This is a genomic window from Streptococcus sp. ZY19097, assembly GCF_040731245.1.
Taxonomy (GTDB): domain Bacteria; phylum Bacillota; class Bacilli; order Lactobacillales; family Streptococcaceae; genus Streptococcus; species Streptococcus orisratti.
In genome coordinates, this window is sequence record NZ_CP160400.1 from 534396 (window position 1) to 557027 (window position 22632).

Annotated in this window: 17 protein-coding genes, 2 tRNA genes and 1 pseudogene; 14 read left to right on the forward strand and 6 right to left on the reverse strand. The window is 37.4% G+C overall.

Going from position 1 to position 22632, the window contains the following annotated elements; all coding sequences use genetic code 11:
* Positions 1-18 precede the first annotated feature (18 nt).
* Positions 19-405, forward strand: a pseudogene (locus ABZ559_RS02720) (hypothetical protein).
* A gap of 91 nt (positions 406-496) precedes the next feature.
* Positions 497-3514 (forward strand): VWA domain-containing protein, encoded by a 3018-nt coding sequence (locus ABZ559_RS02725; RefSeq protein WP_367007167.1) that lies wholly within the window; start codon positions 497-499, stop codon positions 3512-3514.
* A gap of 336 nt (positions 3515-3850) precedes the next feature.
* On the opposite strand, the gene ABZ559_RS02730 is transcribed toward ABZ559_RS02725, so the two are convergent.
* Positions 3851-5128: a toxic anion resistance protein gene (locus ABZ559_RS02730; RefSeq protein WP_367007168.1), complete on the reverse strand. Its 1278-nt coding sequence runs from the start codon at positions 5126-5128 to the stop codon at positions 3851-3853.
* A 28-nt stretch (positions 5129-5156) separates the two neighbouring features.
* Complete coding sequence (locus ABZ559_RS02735) at positions 5157-6011, reverse strand: hypothetical protein (RefSeq protein WP_367007169.1); 855 nt, start codon at positions 6009-6011, stop codon at positions 5157-5159.
* A 622-nt stretch (positions 6012-6633) separates the two neighbouring features.
* Between ABZ559_RS02735 and ABZ559_RS02740 the strand changes: the two genes are divergently transcribed.
* The 6 genes from ABZ559_RS02740 to ABZ559_RS02765 all read left to right on the forward strand — a co-directional run bounded on the left by ABZ559_RS02740 (position 6634) and on the right by ABZ559_RS02765 (position 10449).
* A complete protein-coding gene (locus ABZ559_RS02740) occupies positions 6634-6867 on the forward strand; it encodes a hypothetical protein (protein WP_367007170.1) in 234 nt (77 codons plus the stop codon).
* 576 nt (positions 6868-7443) lie between these two features.
* Positions 7444-8265 (forward strand): hypothetical protein, encoded by an 822-nt coding sequence (locus tag ABZ559_RS02745; protein WP_018376149.1) that lies wholly within the window; start codon positions 7444-7446, stop codon positions 8263-8265.
* On the forward strand, positions 8258-8515 hold the full coding sequence (locus tag ABZ559_RS02750) for a hypothetical protein (protein ID WP_367007171.1): 258 nt from the start codon (positions 8258-8260) through the stop codon (positions 8513-8515). Before ABZ559_RS02745 ends, ABZ559_RS02750 begins: the two co-directional genes overlap by 8 nt.
* Positions 8466-9152 carry a hypothetical protein gene (locus tag ABZ559_RS02755; RefSeq protein WP_367007172.1) on the forward strand — a complete coding sequence of 229 codons (687 nt, stop codon included), beginning with the start codon at positions 8466-8468 and terminating at the stop codon, positions 9150-9152. The genes ABZ559_RS02750 and ABZ559_RS02755 overlap by 50 nt, the downstream gene beginning before the upstream one ends.
* A gap of 2 nt (positions 9153-9154) precedes the next feature.
* The gene (locus ABZ559_RS02760) at positions 9155-10096 is read left to right on the forward strand and encodes a hypothetical protein (RefSeq protein WP_367007173.1); all 942 of its coding nucleotides are present in this window, start codon (positions 9155-9157) and stop codon (positions 10094-10096) included.
* 182 nt (positions 10097-10278) lie between these two features.
* The gene (locus tag ABZ559_RS02765; RefSeq protein ID WP_018376146.1) at positions 10279-10449 is read left to right on the forward strand and encodes a hypothetical protein; all 171 of its coding nucleotides are present in this window, start codon (positions 10279-10281) and stop codon (positions 10447-10449) included.
* Positions 10450-10484: 35 nt separating this feature from the next.
* Here the strand turns inward: ABZ559_RS02765 and gshAB are convergent, their stop codons facing one another.
* Positions 10485-12740: a bifunctional glutamate--cysteine ligase GshA/glutathione synthetase GshB gene (gshAB, locus tag ABZ559_RS02770; RefSeq protein WP_367007174.1), complete on the reverse strand. Its 2256-nt coding sequence runs from the start codon at positions 12738-12740 to the stop codon at positions 10485-10487.
* 1069 nt (positions 12741-13809) lie between these two features.
* Here gshAB and ABZ559_RS02775 point away from each other — a divergent pair.
* From ABZ559_RS02775 to ABZ559_RS02785, 3 genes are all read left to right on the forward strand, one after another.
* Positions 13810-15102, forward strand: a complete 1293-nt coding sequence (locus tag ABZ559_RS02775) for an adenylosuccinate synthase (protein ID WP_018376144.1) — start codon at positions 13810-13812, stop codon at positions 15100-15102.
* A gap of 172 nt (positions 15103-15274) precedes the next feature.
* Positions 15275-15748: an IS200/IS605 family transposase gene (gene tnpA, locus ABZ559_RS02780; protein ID WP_002891962.1), complete on the forward strand. Its 474-nt coding sequence runs from the start codon at positions 15275-15277 to the stop codon at positions 15746-15748.
* A 172-nt stretch (positions 15749-15920) separates the two neighbouring features.
* Entirely contained in the window at positions 15921-16286 is a 366-nt protein-coding gene (locus ABZ559_RS02785) for an HIT family protein (RefSeq protein WP_273414507.1), read from the forward strand.
* A gap of 57 nt (positions 16287-16343) precedes the next feature.
* Here ABZ559_RS02785 and mprF read toward each other — a convergent pair whose 3' ends face one another.
* The 3 genes from mprF to ABZ559_RS02800 form a co-directional block, all read right to left on the reverse strand.
* Complete coding sequence (gene mprF / locus ABZ559_RS02790; protein ID WP_367007175.1) at positions 16344-18911, reverse strand: bifunctional lysylphosphatidylglycerol flippase/synthetase MprF; 2568 nt, start codon at positions 18909-18911, stop codon at positions 16344-16346.
* A 1202-nt stretch (positions 18912-20113) separates the two neighbouring features.
* A tRNA-Ser gene (locus ABZ559_RS02795) sits at positions 20114-20202 on the reverse strand.
* Between the two features lie 38 nt (positions 20203-20240).
* Positions 20241-20323: transfer RNA gene (locus tag ABZ559_RS02800), tRNA-Leu, on the reverse strand.
* 137 nt (positions 20324-20460) lie between these two features.
* Between ABZ559_RS02800 and rsgA the strand changes: the two genes are divergently transcribed.
* From rsgA to ABZ559_RS02815, 3 genes are read left to right on the forward strand one after another with little or no spacing between them, the layout of a single operon-like run.
* A complete protein-coding gene (gene rsgA / locus ABZ559_RS02805; RefSeq protein ID WP_018376141.1) occupies positions 20461-21336 on the forward strand; it encodes a ribosome small subunit-dependent GTPase A in 876 nt (291 codons plus the stop codon).
* 7 nt (positions 21337-21343) lie between these two features.
* Positions 21344-22006, forward strand: coding sequence for a ribulose-phosphate 3-epimerase (gene rpe / locus ABZ559_RS02810; RefSeq protein WP_367007176.1), 663 nt, complete (start codon positions 21344-21346; stop codon positions 22004-22006).
* Positions 21999-22631: a thiamine diphosphokinase gene (locus ABZ559_RS02815; RefSeq protein WP_367007177.1), complete on the forward strand. Its 633-nt coding sequence runs from the start codon at positions 21999-22001 to the stop codon at positions 22629-22631. Before rpe ends, ABZ559_RS02815 begins: the two co-directional genes overlap by 8 nt.
* Position 22632: the final 1 nt, after the last annotated feature.

Genomic DNA, 22632 nt, shown 5'->3' on the forward strand with positions numbered 1-22632 from the left:
TACAGGAGGTTAGTCCAAATGAGCCACTTACAGTATGCTGCTAAATCTCATCATTTGCAATGGAATGTGCGCCAATTATCACAAATTTGTCATCACTTCTACCAAAATTATTGCCCAGATTCTTTCAAACATCGGCGTAATGTTGGCTTAGTCAAAGTTTCAGATGAATCGCTCCTTGTCTGGCTTTTGTTACAAGCTGAACTAGGCATGACATCACAAGGCCTCTAAACATCTTTGGTTCTACGGCTTCAAGGTTCATATGCTAGTGACCTTATCTGGTTACATTCTGAACTATGTTGTCACTTTGATATCGAACATACATTAACTGGAGGAATAGCTGGACTACAGTTACGACTTGAACAAATTATTCTAGCTCATAATTTACGCTATTTTGAAATTAACTAGCACCATGGGTAAATATACAGTATTGACAGCAGAAATAAATACGTGATACTGTAAATGATCGGTATATTAAAATTTATAATTGGTGGATAATATGAATCAAAAAAATAATATTTATTCTTTTAGAAAAAGTAAAAAGGTATTAATTTCTGTTGCGGTAGCTTCACTAATTTCTTTAGGTGGAAATACTATTGCTAGTAATACTGTTGAGGCAGACGAGATAGAGAATGTAGGTATTACTTTAACAGAGAATAGTAAAAGTACTGACAGTGAAGAAAGGCAGTCATCTGTTATTGATGATACTGCTGATACGTTAAAGGATGTTTATGCTGAATCTGGTAAACAGACTATCAAAGATATGCAAGATTATATTATTAAAGATGTCAATGACACAGCTTCCGATATGTTAAAGGATAAAGATGTTATTAATGATTTTTTAAATAACGCATCTTCAAATAATACTACATCGACTAATGTAGGGACACCGAATAGCTCCAATAATACCACATCGACTAATGTAGGGGCACAAAATAGTTCAAATAATACTACATCAAATAATGTAGGGACACCGAATAGCTCTAATGCAAGTAATAGTTGGAAAGATGATTTAAAAAACGAAATCAAGTCACAGTTGAAAGATAAGTTAGTAGATTATTCAACTCAAGCTTTAAAAACAGGAGCAACAAATGCTGTTCTAGAGTTATATCGTACTATTTTAAATGATGAAAAGTTAGCTGATAAAATAATTTTAACACCGGAACAAATTGATGAAAGCGAAAAATATAAAGAATTATTTAAAGAATTTAATCAGCAAATTTCATTAATTCGATATGGAACTAAATTTTTTAGGCCAGAAGCCTTCTCAGAAGAACTCTTTAGCTATGATAATGTTGAACCGTTTATTGATCAATATATTGATAGTCATCCGAACTTGGAAAATACTGACGTAAAAGAAGTCGGGAAAACTGTACTCGAAAATTTACTTGGTAAACTAAGTGAGGAAATGAGTCAATTCCATGAAACAACTTTTAATAAACTTGGAATCACTCCTATTCAGAGTATTCCTGCTTTTGCGGTAGCTGATGAGTATGTTGATTTTGCTCAAGGTCTTACTAAAACTGCGGTAGTTGCACTGGAAGAGGCTTTTAATTATATAGAACAATTGCAGAATTTATCACAAACTTATATTGATTCTATCAATAGTGAACGTGAATCGGTATTAGATGCTGATAAAAGGATTATTCCTTCTGACTTATTTGCTGATGATGAGAGTCAATTTATTATAAAACCTACAGAAGATTGGAAACATGGTTCAGAGTCAAATCTTTTATTTGAGATAAAGAATCCTATTTCTCAGTTATCTTCAGTATATGTTAATGGTGTAGAGTTACACAAAGACGATTACCTCCTTAGAGAAGGAAGTACGATTATTGAATTAAAGTCAGAATATTTAAATCGTCTATATGATGGTAAGTATACTTTGACTAGTGTATTCAAGGTAGGAAATCAAGAACAATATATTAATACTAATTTTAATGTTCGACGACCTGAGGATAACTATATAATTCCAGAAAAAGAAAAAATTCATATTGTTAAAAACTTGGAAAGTATAGAAACTAATAATTTACACAAGTTAAATCAAATTATTCTATTACTTGATGCCTCTGGAAGTATGAGCGGAGAGGCCCTTGAAAAGGAAAAAGAAGCTACAAAAAAAATAGTAACGGATCTTTTAAAAAAAGGAAACTCTGAAATTGCAATTATTCGATTTGCAGATTATGCTTGGAATTTATCATCATTTTCTTCCGATGAAGATTATTTGAGAAACTCGGTAGACGACTTGTTTGCTTTGGGAGGAACAAACTACTCAGACGCATTAAAATTAGCTAATGATATGTTTAACGAATATGGAAAGACAGATTCAGTAAAATCTATTATTTTTATAACTGATGGTATACCTACTGACGGAATAATAGAAGAGGGAGGTAGATTTTCACAGTCGGACCATTTATATGCGGGATATGCCAATGGAGCTATATCACTAAAAGAAAGTTTTAATAATAGGTATAATATTTATACAGTGGGTTTGTTTAACTCTTTAGAAGTGCTTGATAGTTCCAATAGTTTGGAAGAGGAAAAAAAATATGCTGAGAGTGTTGTAGAGGCGTTATCAACGGTAGATAGCTTCTCAATTGATACATTAGAAGATTTAGAAGGAACTATTAATAAGGTTATCGAATTAAATAACAATTCTGTTGATATGAATTTTGATTATAAACTTATTTCTAATAATAGTGATAATTTGGTTTATAAAATTACAGCACAGATTACTAATCAAAAATTAAAGGATAGTTTAAAAAATAACAAAACACAACTTAAACTACTAACTAAAGGTAAGATTGTCGAAGGAGATGACACTCAGTTAACTAAGCAAATTGACCCTAATACTTCTAAGGTTGTAGAATGGATAGTCAAATTAGTGAAAGATGACTATAACAATACTTCTAAGGTAGAATTTAGTGTTTCTCACAGCGCTGATAATACTAATGAAGTTAGTAAAATAGCATATTTTACTATTAATAATCACAAAATTAAAGACCAATCTATTGAGATTGATATAGAAAAACTGCAATCAGATATTATTAATCCAATTATTGAGAGTGAAGTTAAAAAAAATGTAGATAATTTATTTAAATCAGACTTTTTTGATAGACTTATCTATATAGCAGAGGAAAATAAAATAGGAAATACAGGTTTGCATTCTCTAGCTCCAGAAATTAGCAAAGGAGATGCCGTTCTTAATGAAGAAAAGCCACTATTTGAATTTTCCAAAATCAAATCTCAAATTACTCAAAAGGGTAACCTGTTAGTTCAGAGTAATAAATCGGAATTGAAGATAATTAATAATAGATTATTGGAACAAACAGAAAATCCAATTATTTATTCATCACAAAAATCAAGTGTAGAAGTTAAACAAACCTATTCACGTGTTGCACAGCGCCACTCTCTCCCAAAAACAGGTGATAAGGACTCACTTCTTTATTTAGCTGGGATAAGTCTCTTAAGCTTACTTGGAATCACAATTTCACATAAGAAGAAATTTATGAAATAATCATAAAGCAAATAGTGAAAAGTATTGGAATTGCCTATTTAAAATAATAGTTTGACCCAAGACTTCAAAATCATGCTTCTTGTCCTACTTTAAGTAATAAAAATGATGGAAGAAACTTAGTTTTTACTAGGTTTCTTTTATTGTGAGTTTGTGATGAGATTTTTCCAAGGGAAATAAGTAAACCACCAGCTAAGCTGGTGGCTAAATTAAGCTTAATTATCTGTGTTGGTTAAAGCTGTTTACCATTTTTAATGTTGTTTGTGATGGTGTCTATGGCTTAGACGTCCATACTGGGGAGTCCATCTATGACAAAACCTAGGTGTCAGAGAGAAGCCTTTATTCTGGTGTAACGTCTTCACGTGGACGTTCAACTTCTTCTTGGACACTACGTCCCTCATTTAAGAGTGCTTCTACAATTTTTTGATCACGAAGTTTGACTGAGTCATTGATAGTTTCAGCTGATTTAATGACAGCAGCTTCTAGTTGAGCACGTTGCTTGCGGCCATTATCAATAGCAGCAATAATGCCGTTATTTTGGGCAACTAAGCTCTCAGCTAAGGCTGTGACAGACTTGATGTTCATGGTTGGGCTTTGGGCTGTACGTTCTAGCTGTGGGATGGCTTCTTTGCTGGTTTCGGCCAACATTTGAAGCGCAGCGTTATTAGCATTGACAATGGCATCTGCTGTAACCCCTGATTTGACAGACTGTTGTAAGATGCCTAGCTGTGCGATGGACAGTTTCATCGTTGGAATGGTATTGCGGCGGAGCATACCAAGTTTTTGGCGCATATCTGAGGAAACCTTGACCATGTTACGCATTTGTGGTGTTGTCGTCCAAGCAACGTAGAGGCGGCTCAGATACTCGGTGTGCTGTTGTTCAAGCGTGTTGATAACTTCAGTCATGCGAGCCAATTCTTCAGATTTGTTGTGGTATTCAGGTGTGGCTGGGTCTAAACTGGCTACCTGTGTTTGAAGGCTTTTTGCACGGTCAACCCCTTCTTTCTGAGTTGCTTCAATAAAGGCGATAACACCAACCAAATTTTCAATAGATTTGGTATTGTCTTCAATTAGCATCTCAGCTGAGACGATGTTACGAGCCAAGGTTTCTTCTTGTTTGACCACGGCAGCTGCCATACCATCCATTTTTTGCTCAATATTTTGGGAATCGAAGTAGAACTCTTGAAGGCTATTTTTTCCTTGTTTGAACATTTTTTGCAAGAAATTAGGTTTCTTTTCTAATTCTGCTGGCTTGGCATCTTTGTACTTGGTAATGAAACCGTTGAGTTCGCGGTTGGTGTTTTTGAGAAGTTCGTCAACTTGAGGAATTTCTAATTTCTTTTGCTCGGCCAAAATGTGATTAACTGTTGTGTTGACTTCCTCAACAGCTGATGTCCCAAAATCAAGCAAGGCATTTTGGTCAGCCACAAAGGTATCAACAAGGGCAGGTGCTTTTGCTGTGATAGCAGCCTGCTGTTCAGGAGACAATTTTTCAAAGAAAGAAACCTGACCTGTCGCAGTGTTATCAGTTGAGGCAATGATTTCAGTGGTTTTGTCGGTTTTCACAAGGGCGTTGTTAGCAATTTTGTCAATGTCAAAGTTAAAAGTATCAGCCATGTTTTTCTCCTAGCAAATGGTTTTATAGTTAATAGATGTCACTCATGTTTTCTTCTGCGGCGTAGTCTTTATGTTCGGTGTTCATCATACGTAGACTGACATCGAAGTCTTTGAGGTCGCTTTCGTTCAGTTGGCGAAGAGTTTCATCAAGGTCCAAGTCAAATTTTTCCAAAGCAGACTCGGCTTGTGCTAGACGTTCTTCGGCGTTGTAATAATTATTAGGATTTTCTTTGATTTTCAGGTAACCAGTCAAGATATCATCGAAACGCTTCATGTTGGCTTCATGGAGTGCGAGCAGCTCAGCTTTGTTATCAGCTTGTTCAATTCTTTCCAAAATACTTGCATGGTCGCGTTGGATATTAGTGTAAACTTCTGTTAATTCAGGGGCACGTTTGAGAATATCCTTTTCTTCTGAGCTAGCAGGCGCAGTATTTGGCGAGATATTGAGCTTTTCTAGCTGGAGTTTGATGTCTTCCTCTACTTCCACTGCCTTCTTGACCACACGTTTATAGATTTTTAAATCCATCTTATCTTTGAGGCTAGTTGCCTCACTTTGAATGTTTTGGATTTTTGGCAATAGCTGGCGCGCTACAATTGAATACTGGGTGTAATCTTTTTCATCAAGATAATTGTCTAAGAGCTTGACCTGACGGTCAGCCACTTGAATTTCATCCTTTAAATCTTGTAAGCGTTGTGCTGTGTTAACCTTGTCCAGTCGTGTTTGCCTTGTCGCTAAGTAATAAATGCCATAACCGACACCTCCAAGTACAAGAACAGGAATTAGTAGCTGAATAATCCAGCCTAAAACAGCCAGCAAGATAATTCCTACAAAAACAACGCCCAGCCAAGAATTACTTCGTGGGGGACGACTATAATAAGCCATAATTTTTTCTCAAACTTTCTTCTCGTATATGATTATTATTTTATCGCAAATTGGTGCTATGTGACAAGGGATAACCTTAAAATATTTAAAAAATAAACAAGGAGGGATTTTCATGTTCGAGATTCCTAAATTCCTGATGACCTTCGTAATGAGTGTTAGGCTTGTAAAATCAAGTCTTGTTCGAGATAATAGCGTGTGATTCATCTTCTCCGTCTGTTTGGCTGGTGCTAAGTATTGGGAAGGTATTGAAGGTTTTGGAAAAGCTTATGAAACTTCAGTGCGTCGTATTTTAAAGCTGGAAATGATATTATTTTTCAGGACACTATATAAGGTATCTTTTCGACTCTAGAGACGCAAGTTTTCGGGATACTCGCCTTCATGTGGTCAGAAATGTTTCAGGAAGTTGTGTTACCAATTGAAATATTTCCAAGTTTGGCCAGATGTTTGCTATCTATTGATGGTAAAATCATTATAGAAAATGTTAGTCCATCTCAAAACCTTTGCATATTGCCTCTGTTTAGGCTACAGATTTGAAGATTTGTTATGGTCAAGTTACCACTAACGAAAAGAGCAATAAAATCACGGCTATCCCCGAGTTATTGGATTAGTATTTACAAAAGTGATGCATAGGAACCTAAAAGGGATTGCCCAGAAGACTATCCAGAAACAAGCCGACGTTCAGCTTACTATCAAAGAAATCAGAAGCCGCTATTGGAGATATCCCCACATTTTTGAGATAGATAAAACTGAAATAGTTGGCAGCTATGAAACGGTTGAAAAGGCAGATTGTCAGATTGAGGTTAGACGTTATAAGGTAATCCATGGTGTTGATTGGCTCCATCGGAAAACATATTGAATGGGGCATGTCCCTTGTGTAGACAGTGTAAGTCTTCAGCCAACGATTGGCAAGCTAAGTGAAGAAACGCGTTGATTTATTCCAAAGAGTTTGGTGCATACGTCAGTGGGCATCAGCAGTTAGCGGTCTTATTTCGAGAAGACGAACAGCATTTAATCTAAGAACCTGTATTCACAGTTCAGCACTTCTATCTAAGGCTAGTTTTTAATTTACTCCTCGTTAGTTTTTTTCAAAATACAGTCAGTATTCTCTCAAAAAACTATCTTGATTAGCGAAAAATTATCTCATATCGATAAGCACTTCACTTGTGAGTACAGATTCTAAATGTGATAGATAAATTTTACCCGGCGATTTTGAAGAAGCTTGATGTTGACAAAAAGATGAGGTTGAGATGCAAGAAAATACAATCTCAGTATGGCTTTAGATCAGTATTTGAATAAGTTACTTTGATCAAAAATGGTTAGAAAGAGGAGAATAGCAGGAATTGACTCTCATGCGTTTGGCGTGTAGGAAAGGGGAATTTCTGCCAGAATTTAATAAATATGGTATATTATATAAAAAAGAAACGAGATTAAAATGAAAAAAGAAGAAAAAAGTCTTGGAGACTTAGGTTCGGAGCTAGAACAGAGCATCAAACAAGAGGATATTAGGCGAGATGAGGGCAAGTCATCTGTCAATTTGCTGATACATATTTTGGGGAGTTTGATTCTTATTGTAGTGGTCGTTTTGGTGATTTTCTCTTTTAAGAAAGATTCACCTTTGGTCAAAGAGATAGACTATAACGATACCAATACTTTGAAGGCCTCCGATGCGAGTGATTATCACTTTAATTGGAGTTTTGATAAGTTTAAATACTTAGACTGGAAGATAGAAGGCAAATCCAAAACGCATTTAGATACCATAATCAATGATTTTGGTTTAGCTTCTTCGGCTGAACACAGAAGTATTGCCAATACGGATGGGGCAATACTTCTTACCTATGACCAAGATGCTTTCGCTTCTACCCTGAAGGAGGGTAATCATTTTGTAAAATTAACTTTTGTTAAGTATGGTAATGTCTATATTTTGCAGACCAAGGAGCTTTATGGATTGCCGATTTCCCCTTATACCGATAAAATCTCGACCGCTGCTAATGTCCATAAGTGGACGAGTCAGGAATACCAAGCTTTGAAAGTGGGCTCTTCTTCTGATGGGAATGGTGGAGTTGATTTAGAAAGTATTACTCAGACATACGGTTACCCAACTTCTTACCAGACTTCTGTCTATAACGACAAAGTTACTCTACGTCTGCGTTATTATAGCCTAGAGCAAGGAGAAGATATCTATCTTAGTTTTATTGCCAAGGCAGATAAGATGTCTTTTAAATTAAGCCGAAAGCAAGGAGATATCAATGACTAAGAATAAAAAACACATCCAGAAACTGGAGGATGAAAGTTTTTCCGTATTAGGTGAAGAACTTGAGAAAGCCATTTCAGTAGCTAAAACGCGTGATGCCCTCTTCCAAAGACTGAAAATGGGCTGGTTTTTTATTGCATTAGCCTTGCCCATCTGCTTATTATTAATTATCTTATTTTCTATTATCCAGCCATTAAAAAAAAATGGAATCCGTTCCTCCAAAGTCAACGGTCATTTCAGCTTCTTCCACTAGGGCTGGTGATAAAGGAAAAGCAGCCGCTCAAAGTTTTGTGGATAGAGTCTTATCAGAGGCGGAAACCAAAGATACTTTCAATTGGACTTTAGATAAATATAGGACATTGACGGCTGACTGGGACAATAAAAACAGCGATACTTTTGAAAAAGTTGTTAAAAAGTATGGTAAACCATCTCAGGTTGACGTTCAGTACAACAATGTTGAACACACCGTACCAGTCGTTGTAACTTATGAGGAAGATTCTGATGACCAGAAAATGGTAACCTTGTATTTTCTAAAAAAGGATGGGGATTATCGTCTTTACAGTAAATCGTTTTACAATTTACAAGATTTGGAATTTCAAGAAGCTAGCGGGCAAGACTTTACATTTCGCTGGACCAAGACGGAGTCAGATACGTTATCAGATGAGATTGCTTCAGATAGTAAAAAAATAATTGAACCAAAGGATATCATTGACAAGTACGGCTTGCCAACAAGTGTTTTTAGTGCGGGGCGTGACGACTGGGAGCAACTGACTCTGACCTATCAGAAAGATAATGATCCTACTGCCACAATTAACTCAGTGACTCTTTATTTTGAGAAGGAGACAACTGGATATAAATTGATTAATGTGAAGAGAATTTTTAAGGAGTAGTAATGGCGAAAAGTAGAAAAGTACATCAGAAAAAAGATGACTCCTTTGACCATCTTGCTGAGGCTTTAGAAAAGGAGTCCGAAAAAAATTATAGGTTCTCTTTGCGCTATAAAAGCTATGGTTTATATAGTATCCTGAGTTTACTTGCGTTGATTCTTTTTATTGGATGGTTTGTTTACGGAAAAACTGTTAATGATAAACATTCGGACAACAAGGTTGTCTATAAGGCAAAATTTAGCCAGTCAACTTTACAATCCAGTAGCAGCTCGAGTTCCTATGAAACAGGTTCTTCATTCCGCTATGGTTTACAGACGGATTATACCAAGAGTCTTACGGCTACGAAGCAGGAGTTTAAGTTTGACTGGGATTTAGTCAATTACGAGGCTTTAGAGGTAGGAAATGGTTATGATACTTTTGGAACAGAATTAAGCAAGGTTGTTGCTGAACATGGCAGAGCTTCCAGAGCTTATCAAGACGAATATTCAGAAGACATCAGCTTGGTTTATGCTGAAAGCGAATACGGAGTCTATGACGATAGAAGACGTATTGAATTACATTTTAATAAAAATGGTAAAGAGTACTATTTAACACAAAAAAGAGCCTCGTCCCTTACCGATTCTGCTTTTCCGGCAGTCAGCAAAGAAAAAGGCTCAGCTAACTTCAAATGGACCCAAGAAAAGTTTGACCAAGTTGTAGTTGGAGATGCAGAAACTGGTGAAGGTGGCGAAAGTTACGAGGATATCATCAAAAACTTTGGACTTCCCGTTGAGTCAGAATTGTATATCAATAATACGAGTTCGGAGTTATACCTAAACTACATAGGCGGAGATGCAACGAATTTTAGCCAAGTTGATGTGCGCTTTAAAATGCAAGCTGATGGCACTTACCGTGTTTACATTAAGAATGGTAGCTTTTCTAAGAATTTGATGGAAGATAACGACTGATTGGGGAACATGGTAGATGGAGTTTCTGTGAAAGAAGCTACTCAAGATTAGGTGAGAAAGGCTTGTCCAAAACGTTTCAAACTTATATGAAGCGCTAAGAAAATTCTACCGTGAAGAGTTAAGCGAGGATATGTCATGTTAAATGTATTTATTTTAGAAGATGATTTTTTCAGCAGTCGTGCTTGGAAAAGGCTATTGTGTTGGCATCAAGCATTAAGCTTAAAAAACTGAAAATCTTCGGAAAACCGCAACAGTTGCTAGATGCTATTATGGAAACTGGCAATCAGCAGTTTTTCTTTTTAGATATTGAAATTAAAGGGCAAGAAAAAAGGGAAAATAATGTTATCAAATAACAAAACGAGGCAGAAGGAACTGTCTCGTTCTAGTGTTAGCTAACTTCTGGAAAAAGTTTTGCCAGTATTTTTGGGGTTAAGGCTTGTCCACTTCCTTCTTGACAGTAGGTGTGCATATACATGCAAGGGTTGAAGTTGAGCTCAATACAGGTAGCATTAGGCACTGATTTTCTAGCAGGTTTACTATAATCAGGAATAATCAAGTCTACACCACAAGTCCAAGCTCCCATAGCAGTTGCCATATCAGCCGCCAGTTGCTTATAGGACTGATCCATCTTATCTGTAAAATCAATAGAATCGCCGCCAGTTGAGATATTGGAATTTTCACGCAGATTAACCTTAACTCCTTCTGGTAAAATATCATCTGGCTTGTAGCCCTGTTGAGCCAACATGAGCAGTTCAATATCACCCAAGTTAATGATTTCAAGTGGTGAACGGTGATTGTGGCCACGTAAGGGATTGCTGTTTTTAATAGCCACCAATTCGCGAATACTGTGTTTACCATCACCAAGGACATTGGCAGCCACGCGCAGGAGCACAGCTTCACATTTTCCGTCTAGAATAAAGAAACGATATTCAGTGCCAGCGATATATTCCTCAACCAAGAGGGAATCATCCTCGGAAAAGGCGATATCCAGAGCTTTCTCATAGGAAGTCAGATCCGTCCCATCCTTGAAAATCGAGATACCTAGGCCGTAGTTGGTTGACTTTGGTTTGACCACAATGGCCTTATTTTGGATTTGGAAGAAATAGCGGAGCGCAGTCTCCTTGTCTGCAAATTCTGCGCCAGCAGGTACGGGAAAACCATTTTCAGTCAGAATTTTCTTAGTGACAATTTTATTTTCCATAGCTAATGGGATGATGTAGTTGTCTTTGGCAGTCATGTTGCCATTTTTGACATATTCCACATGGTCGCCATGCCATAGCTTGAGAAATTGATCATTTTCGTCCAAAATCTCAAAATGAATACCCTTCTGAATAACATCAAAAAGCAACATTTGTGTTGATAGCTCCATGGTCTCATAACCCTTGAGTGCATAATGTGCCTGCCAAGCATAATCGTGGTAAGCTTGCCCTTTTTCTTGTCCGAAGGTTTCTAAAGACTGATTGTTAATGTGTTTAAGCAAACGACCGCCGATAGTCAGATGCGGTTGGGCGATTTGAGTTTTGATCTTATCCACCAAGCTCTGATAGTAGTCGGGCAGGGCGAAGTGATTAACCACTGCTTGAAGAGCAGTCATAATCTCATCTACGGGTGCGTCTTCAGGCAGTCTATCAAGTGGATGCCCCAGTGCGATAGTCTCATTAAGCTGGTTTGCTTTTTCAATGTCTTGGTCAATAGCAGAGCTAGCATCGAGCCAGAGCAGAGCTAGTGTAAAAAGATGCACCGTATCAATCGTCTCTTGACTGATCCCTTTGTTATCAAAAGGATTAAGGTCAAAGCATCGAAATTCCAAATAAGTTACACCTTTTTCCAGATAGTCACGATTGTGTTTGCTGCCACGTAAACGAACTGGTGAATAAAATTCCTTTTCAGCAATGAGACGACCATCGGCGACACACCTCTCAATGTCAGCAATGTACTGCTCTAGGTTCTCGTAGGAAACTTTGACATCGTCATGGTTAACATAACCATAGGAACTATTTCTCAGCGAACGGACAGGCTTGTCCAAGGGGGTATCAAGAAAGCCCTGCTCTGCTATTGGCGAAGCCCCGTAAAGGTAGGTCAGCAACCAGCGATAGCGTAGAAAGTTCTGGGCCAGCTTAAGATAGAGATCGTTTTTAAACGAGACCATTGACTGGTACTGGCTTTGCTCAAAAAGTGACTGAACCAAGCTTTTTCCAAGCTCCATGTTGTAATGAATGCCTGACATGGATTGGAGAAGTTTGCCATAGACTTTTGATAGATGTTGGCGGTAGTCACGTTCATACTGACTGTCGAGTTGGGCAATGATGATTTCATCAGCAGTGAGTTTTGGTGGCATGGAGAGTGGCCATAGGTACTCATCTTTCGGAATGGTTCTACCAGCAACATCTGTTATAGCTTCAAGAAAACGCAGGGCTTGTCTGGTTGACTGGGCAATAGGAGTAATCAACTCGACCTGTGCCTCGCTATAATCTGTTTGAATATAGGGGTGGAAAGAACGATTGCCGAGAACTTTTGGATGGGGTGTCTGAGCGACATTATGGCTTGAGTTGTTTATTCGCAAACTTTCCCTTTCGAGTCCAAAAGTAGCCTGAAGAATGGGAAGGTTTGATGGAGCGTTTTGTAACAGTTGATTAAGAGACATAGTTGCCCTCCGTTGATAGTGATGACAACATTGTACCGTAATTTGTTTTCTAAAATCAAGATTTTGCTACGTTTAGACAGCAGATTAAAAAATTTCTATCACCTGATTGTTTTTTCCTATCACCTAAGATTCAATGGAAATGTGCAAAAGGGGATGTATTGTTCTCCGAAAATTAAATGGAGTTGTTCTTGACTTAACGTGATGAAGACGGATTGTCTTGTGTTAGCCTTGCTTATACTCTTCGGAAATCAAAATTATCCGTTGTCAACTTGCCTTGATGAACTCAAGTTCTATCGTCGGCTTCGTTTCCTAGGCTACTTTTGATTTTCATTGAGTATTAGTTGAATTTTATTGAGTATAAAAGCGAAGGTGTACATAGAAACAAAGTTCGTTAAGGTGAACTGGCTAAAATAGTTTGGATATTCAAAAATTCTAACACGGAGAATACTTTGTTATCAAATGTAGTACAATGTTCGGATTTAAATAGTGATAATCCATTTTTCTTAGAAAAGTACTAGAACTTTATATGTTTTAGAAAGTAAAGTTCGGAAAAACCAATATTTTATTATCAAAGATTGAAAAACAATCAGAAATTTCATATAATAGATTGTACGATAAACTTGTGGGTGAAATTCCCACCGTGATACTTATGAAAATCAAAAAACGAGTTTTGCTTGAATTTGCTTCGCTCTACTTATCACTGTGCCCATCTGACTTCCACCGGCATAGTCCTTAATGACTAGAAGAAAAGTTGCTAAACTTTTTGTGATGCAGTAGGTACTTAATAATAATCAATAGCCTCACTTAACTGTAGGATATTGCCTTAATTTTAAGGGGTGAACTTGGACTTTCGCGGTACTTTTTCGCTGTTTATTATGATCTGCCTCTTCGTTGATGATATTACTCATTTTAAAGTAAAGCGTTTTGATGAGGAAAAGATGTTTTTAAAGTGTATAGGTAGTTTTTAGCTAGTTTGGATTTAAACACGATTTAGGTTTGATTTTTTGAGTAAAGTTTTTTCAAGAAAGGATGGGCAGTGCTGTGATTTAGTCTGCCCGCATCGTAAAATATGACATCAGTAGTAGTTGTTGGTACCCAATGGGGTGATGAAGGTAAAGGGAAAATTACAGATTTCCTTAGTCAGGATGCTGAAGTAATTGCACGCTATCAAGGTGGCGATAATGCTGGACATACTATCGTAATTGATGGTAAGAAATTTAAACTACACTTGATCCCATCAGGAATTTTCTTTCCTGAAAAAATTTCTGTTATCGGAAATGGGGTAGTAGTTAACCCAAAATCATTAGTAACAGAATTGGCATACTTGCATAACGAAGGCGTAACGACAGATAGTTTGCGTATTTCAGACCGTGCGCACGTCATCCTTCCTTATCATATCAAACTTGACCAGCTGCAAGAAGATGCTAAAGGTGACAATAAAATCGGGACGACCATCAAGGGGATTGGACCAGCTTATATGGATAAGGCTGCGCGTGTCGGTATCCGTATTGCTGATCTTTTAGATAAAGAAATTTTTGCCGAACGTCTGAAAACAAACTTGGCAGAAAAAAATCGTCTTTTTGAAAAAATGTATGACAGCACACCAATTGCCTTTGAAGATATTTTTGAAGAGTACTACGAATATGGTCAGCAAATTAAAAAATACGTGACAGATACATCTGTTATTCTTAATGATGCTCTTGATGCTGGTAAACGTGTTCTTTTTGAAGGGGCACAAGGAGTTATGTTAGATATTGACCAAGGAACCTATCCATTTGTTACCTCATCAAACCCAGTTGCTGGTGGTGTAACGATTGGTTCTGGTGTTGGCCCAAGTAAAATCAACAAGGTTGTCGGTGTTTGCAAGGCTTATACCAGCCGTGTTGGTGATGGACCATTTCCAACTGAACTCTTTGATGAAGTAGGTGAACGTATTCGTGAAGTGGGGCATGAATATGGCACAACAACTGGTCGTCCTCGTCGTGTCGGATGGTTCGACTCAGTAGTTATGCGCCACAGTCGCCGTGTGTCTGGGATTACTAATCTTTCACTGAATTCTATCGATGTCTTATCAGGACTTGACACGGTGAAGATTTGCGTTGCCTACGATCTTGACGGCCAACGAATTGACCACTATCCAGCTAGTCTTGAACAACTTAAACGTTGTAAGCCAATCTATGAAGAACTTCCTGGTTGGTCTGAAGATATTACAGGTGTGCGTAGCCTTGATGACCTACCAGAAAATGCTCGTAATTATGTTCGCCGTGTCGGCGAATTGGTTGGTGTTCGTATCTCAACCTTTTCAGTAGGGCCAGACCGTGATCAAACTAATATATTAGAGTCTGTTTGGGCAAACATTTAACCATCAGCACTCTCGGATCGGATTTTAGTCCGATCTTTTTGTCTCACGAAAACCACTAGCTGTGCTAGTGGTTCCGAAAAGCTTTTAGCGATGTATCAAAAAAGTCCCCCTAAAGTGTTATATTAGATAAGGTTTCCCGACCACTAACTAATATACAAAAGGAGGACCTCTGATGAGACAGGATAATAATAGTTTAGCACATACTACATGGAATTGTAAGTATCATATTGTTTTCGCCCCAAAATATAGACGTCAGATAATCTATGGGAAATACAAAGCAAGTATTGGTCAAATCTTACGGTTATTATGTGAAAGAAAAGGTGTTGAAATTCATGAAGCAGAAGCATGCCCAGATCACATTCACATGTTGGTGAGTATACCACCGAAGCTAAGTATTTCCTCATTTATGGGATATTTAAAGGGTAAAAGTAGCTTAATGATATTCGACCGACACGCTAATTTAAAGTATAAATATGGGAATCGCAAATTTTGGTGTCGAGGGTTTTATGTTGATACGGTTGGGCGAAATCAGAAGCGAATTGAAGAATATATTCGTAATCAATTACAAGAAGACGTGATAGCAGATCAGCTCAGTCTTTTCGAGGAATATGATCCGTTTACAGGTGAGAAGAATAAAAGAAAGTAGTCTTAAAGAGACCCGCTAGTCGGGTCAGCTAGCAAAGGTGGTGCTGAAGGGAAACCATTCGGTAGGCCTTTAGGCCTCGGCCGGTAGCAGAGGCTTTCAGCCGAAGAGCAAACCACCCGTTCTCACGGGTGGTTTTGATTTGATACTAATAAAAAATCAAAGGAGGTTAAGAATGTCTTGTGTTTTTTGCAACTTATCGGAGGAAAACTGGCTAGCTCACTCTGCTTATTTCTACGCTGTTTGGGACATTGATCCTATCCAAGAAGGACATTTGTTAGTTATTTCCAAGAAGCATCGCATGGCAATAGCAGAGCTGTCAAATGAAGAAAAGCTAGATTTAATTGATTTTCAAAATCAGTTAATTGAAAAAATGGAGAAAAGTTCAACTATTCTTGGTGTTACCTTGATTATTAACAACGGAAAACTAATGGATGCTGGGACACATTTTCATAGTCATCTTATTCCACGTTATGAAGATGATGGCTTTTGGAATGAGGTGAGCCCTAAAAAGCGTGCTTTTCCAAAAAATCAATTATAATAAGAAAAAGCACTTTATTCCTCGTTATTGTGGGATAAAGTGCTTTTTAATATGAATTTAACAATTATGTTTTGATTTAAGCAAACCAGAGTTTCTTTTTTTGGAAAATTTAGTATCCAATAAAAGGAGTCCTAAGACTGAATAAGGAAGCCAGGAGGTTTTTGCAACTGACATGTAGCGTTCCTCCCAAATTGGTGTAAATTTCTTTTTATACTGGTGTAATCCCTCAAATGAATAGAAATGTGTCCCAAAATTATAAAAAAGATAAGCTAGCCGTTCATTGAAAAAACTTTCTTTAACTTGACCAACACCCCATAAAGGTGCCATTCCAAGGTCAAAATAGCGCACTCCCTGCTCTTTAAAATGAATAAAGAGTGATAAGAAAAGGTAATCCATAATGCCATTTGGGATTTTGTCTGCATCGTAACGCATTAAATCAACAGAAATGGTATCTTTTTGGTGGTTAGGCATGATATTGGCAAAGGCGACAATATCTTGATTTTTATCTTTTACCAAGGCAATAGGAGCTTCTTGGAGATAGTTTCTGTCAAAAAAGCCTAATGAAAATCGTCTTTCTTGCTTCTTTTCTAACCATTTGTTTGAAATAATTTCTAAATTATCTAGTAAATCATCAGAGTGAGGATTGGAACGGATTTCAAAGGTGAATCCTTCTTTTTGAACGCGGTTAAGTGCATTTCTGAAAGGCTTATTTTTATTACCTTTGAGATGGAAATTCTCGAGATTCACAAGGGCATTTTCTCCAACCTTCATAAATTCAAAACCATATTCGTGTAAGAAGAGGGTTGTGTCTTGACCAATGCTGTAAAAGACAAGGTCGTAGTTAAGTTGCTCGGCTGCTGAAATGAAATCAATGATGGCAGCTTTGAAACGCTCAGAATTTCCTGCAGGCTCCCCCATAACAATTGCCTTATTGTTAATAATAGAAAATTGAAAGGCGACACTGTCACAGCCACAGTCTTGATACCAGAAAAGACGTTTTTTCTTGATAAAGGCAAGGCCACTATCAGCACTGCCACCATATTCTTCCAACAAAGCTTTGTAGCGCTCATGTTCAAATGTTTCCCCTAACAATTCTTTGGCACCATATAGATACTTGACTAGACAGGCATAAGCGATTGTGACTAGACTGGTAGCTAACAAGATGTGTTTCCATGTTAGAAAATAGTGAGAAAATTCGAGGTGTTTATCCATTTCATAGGCACGGTAAGGGAAAAGAAGACTTGCCAGTGTAAAGAGAATAAAGAGGACAAGGGCAATTAAAATACTGTCCTTTGTTCTAGCTTCCCAAGAATAAATAAATTGCGTTTTATAGAGATGTTTTCTAATGAGAATTCCGCCTACAATCAGAAGGATAATAGAAAGCGACCACTGCCAGCTAAAAGAAGGTATGTTGATGTAAATAAGCGTTGCTAGTAAACCTAAAAGTAAGATAGGCAAGGCACGCTTAACACCATTAGCAATAGCACGGGCGAGTAATATAAAACAGACACCGATCAAAAGGCCAGGGAATTGCCAGACAAGCTGTCTTTGAAGTGGACCAAAAGCATATAACCAACGGAGATGAGATAGCTTTTCAAAAAAGACTGTTGAAAAGACTAGGGAGACACCAAATATTCGAACACCATGTATCATGATGTTGTGCAGACTGCTTGACAGTAGTTCTTTAGGGACTCCCTGATACCTTTGATTAATTCGATGTCCGAGATGTCGAACAAAGAAATAAATACCAGCAAAGAAAGGCAGAATGTAGTAAGCCAAACGATAGAGTAATAGCCATGCCACAACAGTTTCTCTGGGGAGTCCTTCAGCTGCAAAACCCGTGAATAAGACGAGTTCAAAACTGCCAAGACCACCGGGGATAAGTGAGATAATTCCGACGGCACACGCAATGCTAAAGAGGGGTAATGTTTTGTAAATTGGTAAATGAATGCCCATGAGATAACCAATGAAAATAAAGGCTAAGGCTGCACAACTCCATTCAAAGAGTGAGACAATTCCCAGCTGTTTTCTGATTTTTGCAGGCATATTTCCAAAATAATTTCCAGTTTTTCTACCAGAAAACCAGTAGATGAGCGGGAAATATAGTGTCGCTCCCAAAAGAATAATATCGTAGTAATGGACTGTTCGTGCTACTGGAAAAATGTTGATGAGAATCAGAGAAGCTAGACTGATGAAAGACAGACCTGAAATAAGATAAGGTAAGAAGCGTGTTACTTCTTGTAACTCTTTTTCTTCCTCCCCTTCTTTGCCATAAAATGCCAATCGGAGTCCAATATCAATAATACCCCCGAAACCTGTTAAATTATTGAAGGTATTAATACACCAGCTGGTTTGTAAAATGTAGCTTACGCTATGCTTGGTTTTCAATATTTTATTAACAATAAAATCATAACCTGTCGTCGGAAGAACCGCTAAACTACCAATTAAGAAAATCAGGAAAATATTTATCACAGGTATCCCTTGGAAAACATGGTTTAACTCTTTTACGGATATGGTTCGTTTTAAGTTAAACAGTTCAACAACGATTAGTATAATAATTGAAGTGAAAAAGATAATTTTTATCACAGGCATAAAAGCCTTCAATTTTTCAAGAATTTTCTTCACAATAGTCTCCTGTTCAAAAAATTTGATAATAGGCGAAAAAATCAGTTATTTCCGCCTTCATATTATTTGAAAATCAAAAAATTATTAGGTGATTTGACAGTTCCTTGAATTACCTGTAATCACGATTTCACGTTTTTGATTTTCATTAAGTATTGAAATACCGTTAATCATTATATCGAAAACAGTAATTGTTTTCCAGAAAATACTGGAATTGAAAGCTATTATAGTAGTGAAGAAGTTGCCGATGAGGTGAAATACGCCGGATTATTAAAAGGTTACTTTGTCTTTTTAATTTTCGAAACAAGAGTGCTGTTTTTGTTCTAGATAGAGGTATTGAAGTCAAAAATTCAGATGAATACAGCTTTCATGCGGACGCGATACAATGTGACAATCAGTTAAGGCAGAAGCTATCATAGATTTAGAAAATCTAACTTATGTAGTTAAGCAAAAAGGTAAAAAAATAAAAACCTGTATTCACAGTTCGACACTTCTATCTAAGGTTAGTTCTTTTCAAAATACAGTCAGTATTTCCTCAAAAAACTGACCTGATTAGCGAAAAACTATCTCCTATCTATAAGCGCTTCGCTTGTGAATACAGGTCCTAAGTTTTGGATTTTAGCTGGTATTATCTAATAGCTATAAAGGGAGTAAAAAACTTATCTTCATCATCTTTTTCGGATGAATATAAAAGAAAGCTAGGTCAATTTATCCAGTTTTCTATGTTTTTACAGTCATTTTAATTATCTTCTATTATTCGTTATACTCAATGAAAATCAAAAAATAGCAGGTTCAAAGCTTTTATTAGATGTCATCACCTAATTATGGTGATTCGTTTTATAAATTGTGTATTACTGATAATTTTCTCTTTGTATATATTCAAAATTGAAACAGTTGATATCCCGATTGACTAGCAGATTGTTATTTTTTACTTTAAGTGAGTATTAACTCATTCTGCCGTATTTCAGTACTGTCTGTAGCTCGTCTTCTATATTAAAAGCAAACTGGAAGACTAGATTTACAAGATGTAGGAACTGTGAGAAATTCTCTTATCCTTATTCTTACCTCACGCACAGCTTATTAAGTTAGCGATGAAAATTAGCATTTTCTGAAAAATTGAGGATTATGAGACTCAATAGTTCTGTCTCCCACTTTATATGTTCCAAAAAAACTCCCTGTAAATATCAGAGAGTTTGTAAATGATAAGGAAAGGACGGGATTTGAACCCGCGCGTGAACAGAATCCACTTGCCGGATTTCGAGTCCGGTGCCGTACCAAGCTGGGCCACCTTTCCATGATGATAAACACTAAGACGGATAGACAACTAAAAAATGCGGAGAAAGGGATTTGAACCCTCACACTCGTACGAGCACATGCGCCTGAAGCATGCGTGTCTGCCGTTCCACCATCTCCGCAAGAACATTCACATTATACGCCTTTTCTCTCAAAAATGCAAATCAGTTTGAAAACTTTATAAATGATTAAAGAAATAGTCAACAATGGGCGAGTATTTTTGCTATAATAGAACTATTAATCAATAAAGGAAAAACATTTGCAAGGAAGAATTATTAAGTCATTAGCGGGTTTCTATTATGTTGAGACGGCTAATGGTGATATTTATCAAACACGTGCGCGTGGGAATTTTAGGAAAAAAGGTCAGACACCCTATGTAGGGGACTGGGTTGATTTTTCAGCAGAAGAACAGTCTGAAGGCTATATTTTAGCTATTTACGATCGGAAAAATAGTTTGGTTCGTCCACCAATTGTTAACATTGATCAAGCTGTTGTTATCATGTCGGCCAAAGAGCCAGATTTTAATAGCAACCTTTTGGATCGCTTCTTAGTTCTGTTGGAGCATAAAAAAATTCAGCCCATTGTATTTATTTCCAAACTTGATTTGCTTAATAGCAGAGCACAGATGGATGACATTCGTACGCATTATGAACAGATAGGCTACAAAATTTGCTATTCTTTAGAAGAACTTTTACCTCTACTAATGGAAAAAATCACAGTCTTTATGGGGCAAACTGGCGTTGGTAAATCAACCCTGCTTAATAAAATTGCCCCTGATTTGCGGATAGAAACGGGAGAAATTTCTGAAACTTTAGGACGTGGTCGTCACACCACCAGAGCAGTCAGCTTTTATAGTGTTCATGGCGGGAAAATCGCAGATACACCAGGCTTTTCATCTCTGGATTATGAGGTGGATAATGCTGAAGATTTGAATGAAGCTTTTCCAGAATTTCGCAAACTCAGCCATTCGTGCAAATTTCGATCCTGTACCCATACTCACGAACCTTCCTGTGCCGTCAAGCAAGCTTTGGAAGAAAAACAGTTGTGGAAAGTCCGATATGATAACTATCTCCAATTTTTAAGTGAGATAGAAAATCGTCGTGAAATCTATAAGAAAACAATAAAGAGGAAGTAGGAAAACTATGTCAATTAATAAAATTGCCCCATCAATTCTTGCCGCAGATTATGCTAATTTTGCCAGCGAACTCAAGCGTATTGAAGCTAGTGGTGCTGAATATGTCCATATCGATATCATGGATGGTCAATTTGTACCAAACATTAGTTTTGGTGCTGATGTGGTAGCAAGTATGCGCAAACATTCAAAACTTGTTTTTGATTGTCACCTCATGGTGGTTGAACCAGAGCGTTATGTGGATGCTCTAGCTCAAGCAGGCGCTGATATTATGACTATCCATGTTGAAGCAACTAAGCATATTCATGGAGCCCTTCAAAAAATCAAAGCTGCTGGTCTTAAAGCTGGTGTAGTCATTAATCCAGGGACTCCAGTTGAAGCTGTGCTACCTGTTTTAAACTTGGTAGATCAAGTTTTGATTATGACTGTCAATCCTGGATTTGGCGGACAGGCCTTTATTCCAGAATGTTTAGAAAAAGTTGAAGCAGTAGCAAAAATTCGGGATGAGAAAGGTCATAGTTTTGATATTGAGGTAGATGGTGGAGTGGATAATTCAACCATTAAAGCTTGCTATGATGCAGGAGCCAATGTTTTTGTTGCAGGTTCTTATCTTTTCAAGGCAGAGGACTTGACTGCTCAAGTTGAGACCTTGCGTGTGGCTCTTGATGATTAAGGTGGCGCTTTTTGCTGGGGGAGATTTGAGGTATTTTGCGGGTGATTTTGACTACTTTGTTGGTGTTGACCGAGGTAGTTTGTATTTGATTGAGCAAGGGTTTCCTCTGAATCTTGCTGTTGGTGATTTTGACTCTATCTCTGCCGAAGAATTGAAGCAGGTTACTTCACAAGCTGATCGTCTTATTCAAGCACCAGCAGAAAAAGATGATACAGATACAGAATTAGCATTGAAGACGATTTTTAAGGATTGGCCGGAGGCTCAAGTCACAATCTTTGGAGCCTTTGGTGGGCGCTTGGACCATCTTATGTCGAATCTTTTCTTACCAAGTGAGCCAAATCTGATGCCGTTTCTAAGGCAGATAAAACTTGTAGACGATCAAAATATCGTCGAGTTTTATCCCAGTGGTCATCAGGAAATTTCACCACAAAAAGGCATGACTTATGTTTCGTTTATGGCCGATGGTGATGCAGATTTAACCATATCGGGTGCCAAATATGACCTTAGCCCAGCTAATTTTTTCAAGAAAAAAATATATTCTAGTAACGAATTTATCGGGAAGCCCATCAGTGTTACCTTTCAAAGCGGTTATTTGATTGTTATTCATAGCAAAGATAGGAGTTAAG

Coding starts and splice junctions, on each gene's coding strand:
- ABZ559_RS02725 (WP_367007167.1), top strand. CDS start 497: ATGAATCAAAAAAATAATATTTATTCTTTTAGAAAAAGTAAAAAGGTA.
- ABZ559_RS02730 (WP_367007168.1), bottom strand. CDS start 5,128: ATGGCTGATACTTTTAACTTTGACATTGACAAAATTGCTAACAACGCC.
- ABZ559_RS02735 (WP_367007169.1), bottom strand. CDS start 6,011: ATGGCTTATTATAGTCGTCCCCCACGAAGTAATTCTTGGCTGGGCGTT.
- ABZ559_RS02740 (WP_367007170.1), top strand. CDS start 6,634: ATGCATAGGAACCTAAAAGGGATTGCCCAGAAGACTATCCAGAAACAA.
- ABZ559_RS02745 (WP_018376149.1), top strand. CDS start 7,444: ATGAAAAAAGAAGAAAAAAGTCTTGGAGACTTAGGTTCGGAGCTAGAA.
- ABZ559_RS02750 (WP_367007171.1), top strand. CDS start 8,258: ATGACTAAGAATAAAAAACACATCCAGAAACTGGAGGATGAAAGTTTT.
- ABZ559_RS02755 (WP_367007172.1), top strand. CDS start 8,466: ATGGAATCCGTTCCTCCAAAGTCAACGGTCATTTCAGCTTCTTCCACT.
- ABZ559_RS02760 (WP_367007173.1), top strand. CDS start 9,155: ATGGCGAAAAGTAGAAAAGTACATCAGAAAAAAGATGACTCCTTTGAC.
- gshAB (WP_367007174.1), bottom strand. CDS start 12,740: ATGTCTCTTAATCAACTGTTACAAAACGCTCCATCAAACCTTCCCATT.
- ABZ559_RS02775 (WP_018376144.1), top strand. CDS start 13,810: ATGACATCAGTAGTAGTTGTTGGTACCCAATGGGGTGATGAAGGTAAA.
- tnpA (WP_002891962.1), top strand. CDS start 15,275: ATGAGACAGGATAATAATAGTTTAGCACATACTACATGGAATTGTAAG.
- ABZ559_RS02785 (WP_273414507.1), top strand. CDS start 15,921: ATGTCTTGTGTTTTTTGCAACTTATCGGAGGAAAACTGGCTAGCTCAC.
- rpe (WP_367007176.1), top strand. CDS start 21,344: ATGTCAATTAATAAAATTGCCCCATCAATTCTTGCCGCAGATTATGCT.
- ABZ559_RS02815 (WP_367007177.1), top strand. CDS start 21,999: ATGATTAAGGTGGCGCTTTTTGCTGGGGGAGATTTGAGGTATTTTGCG.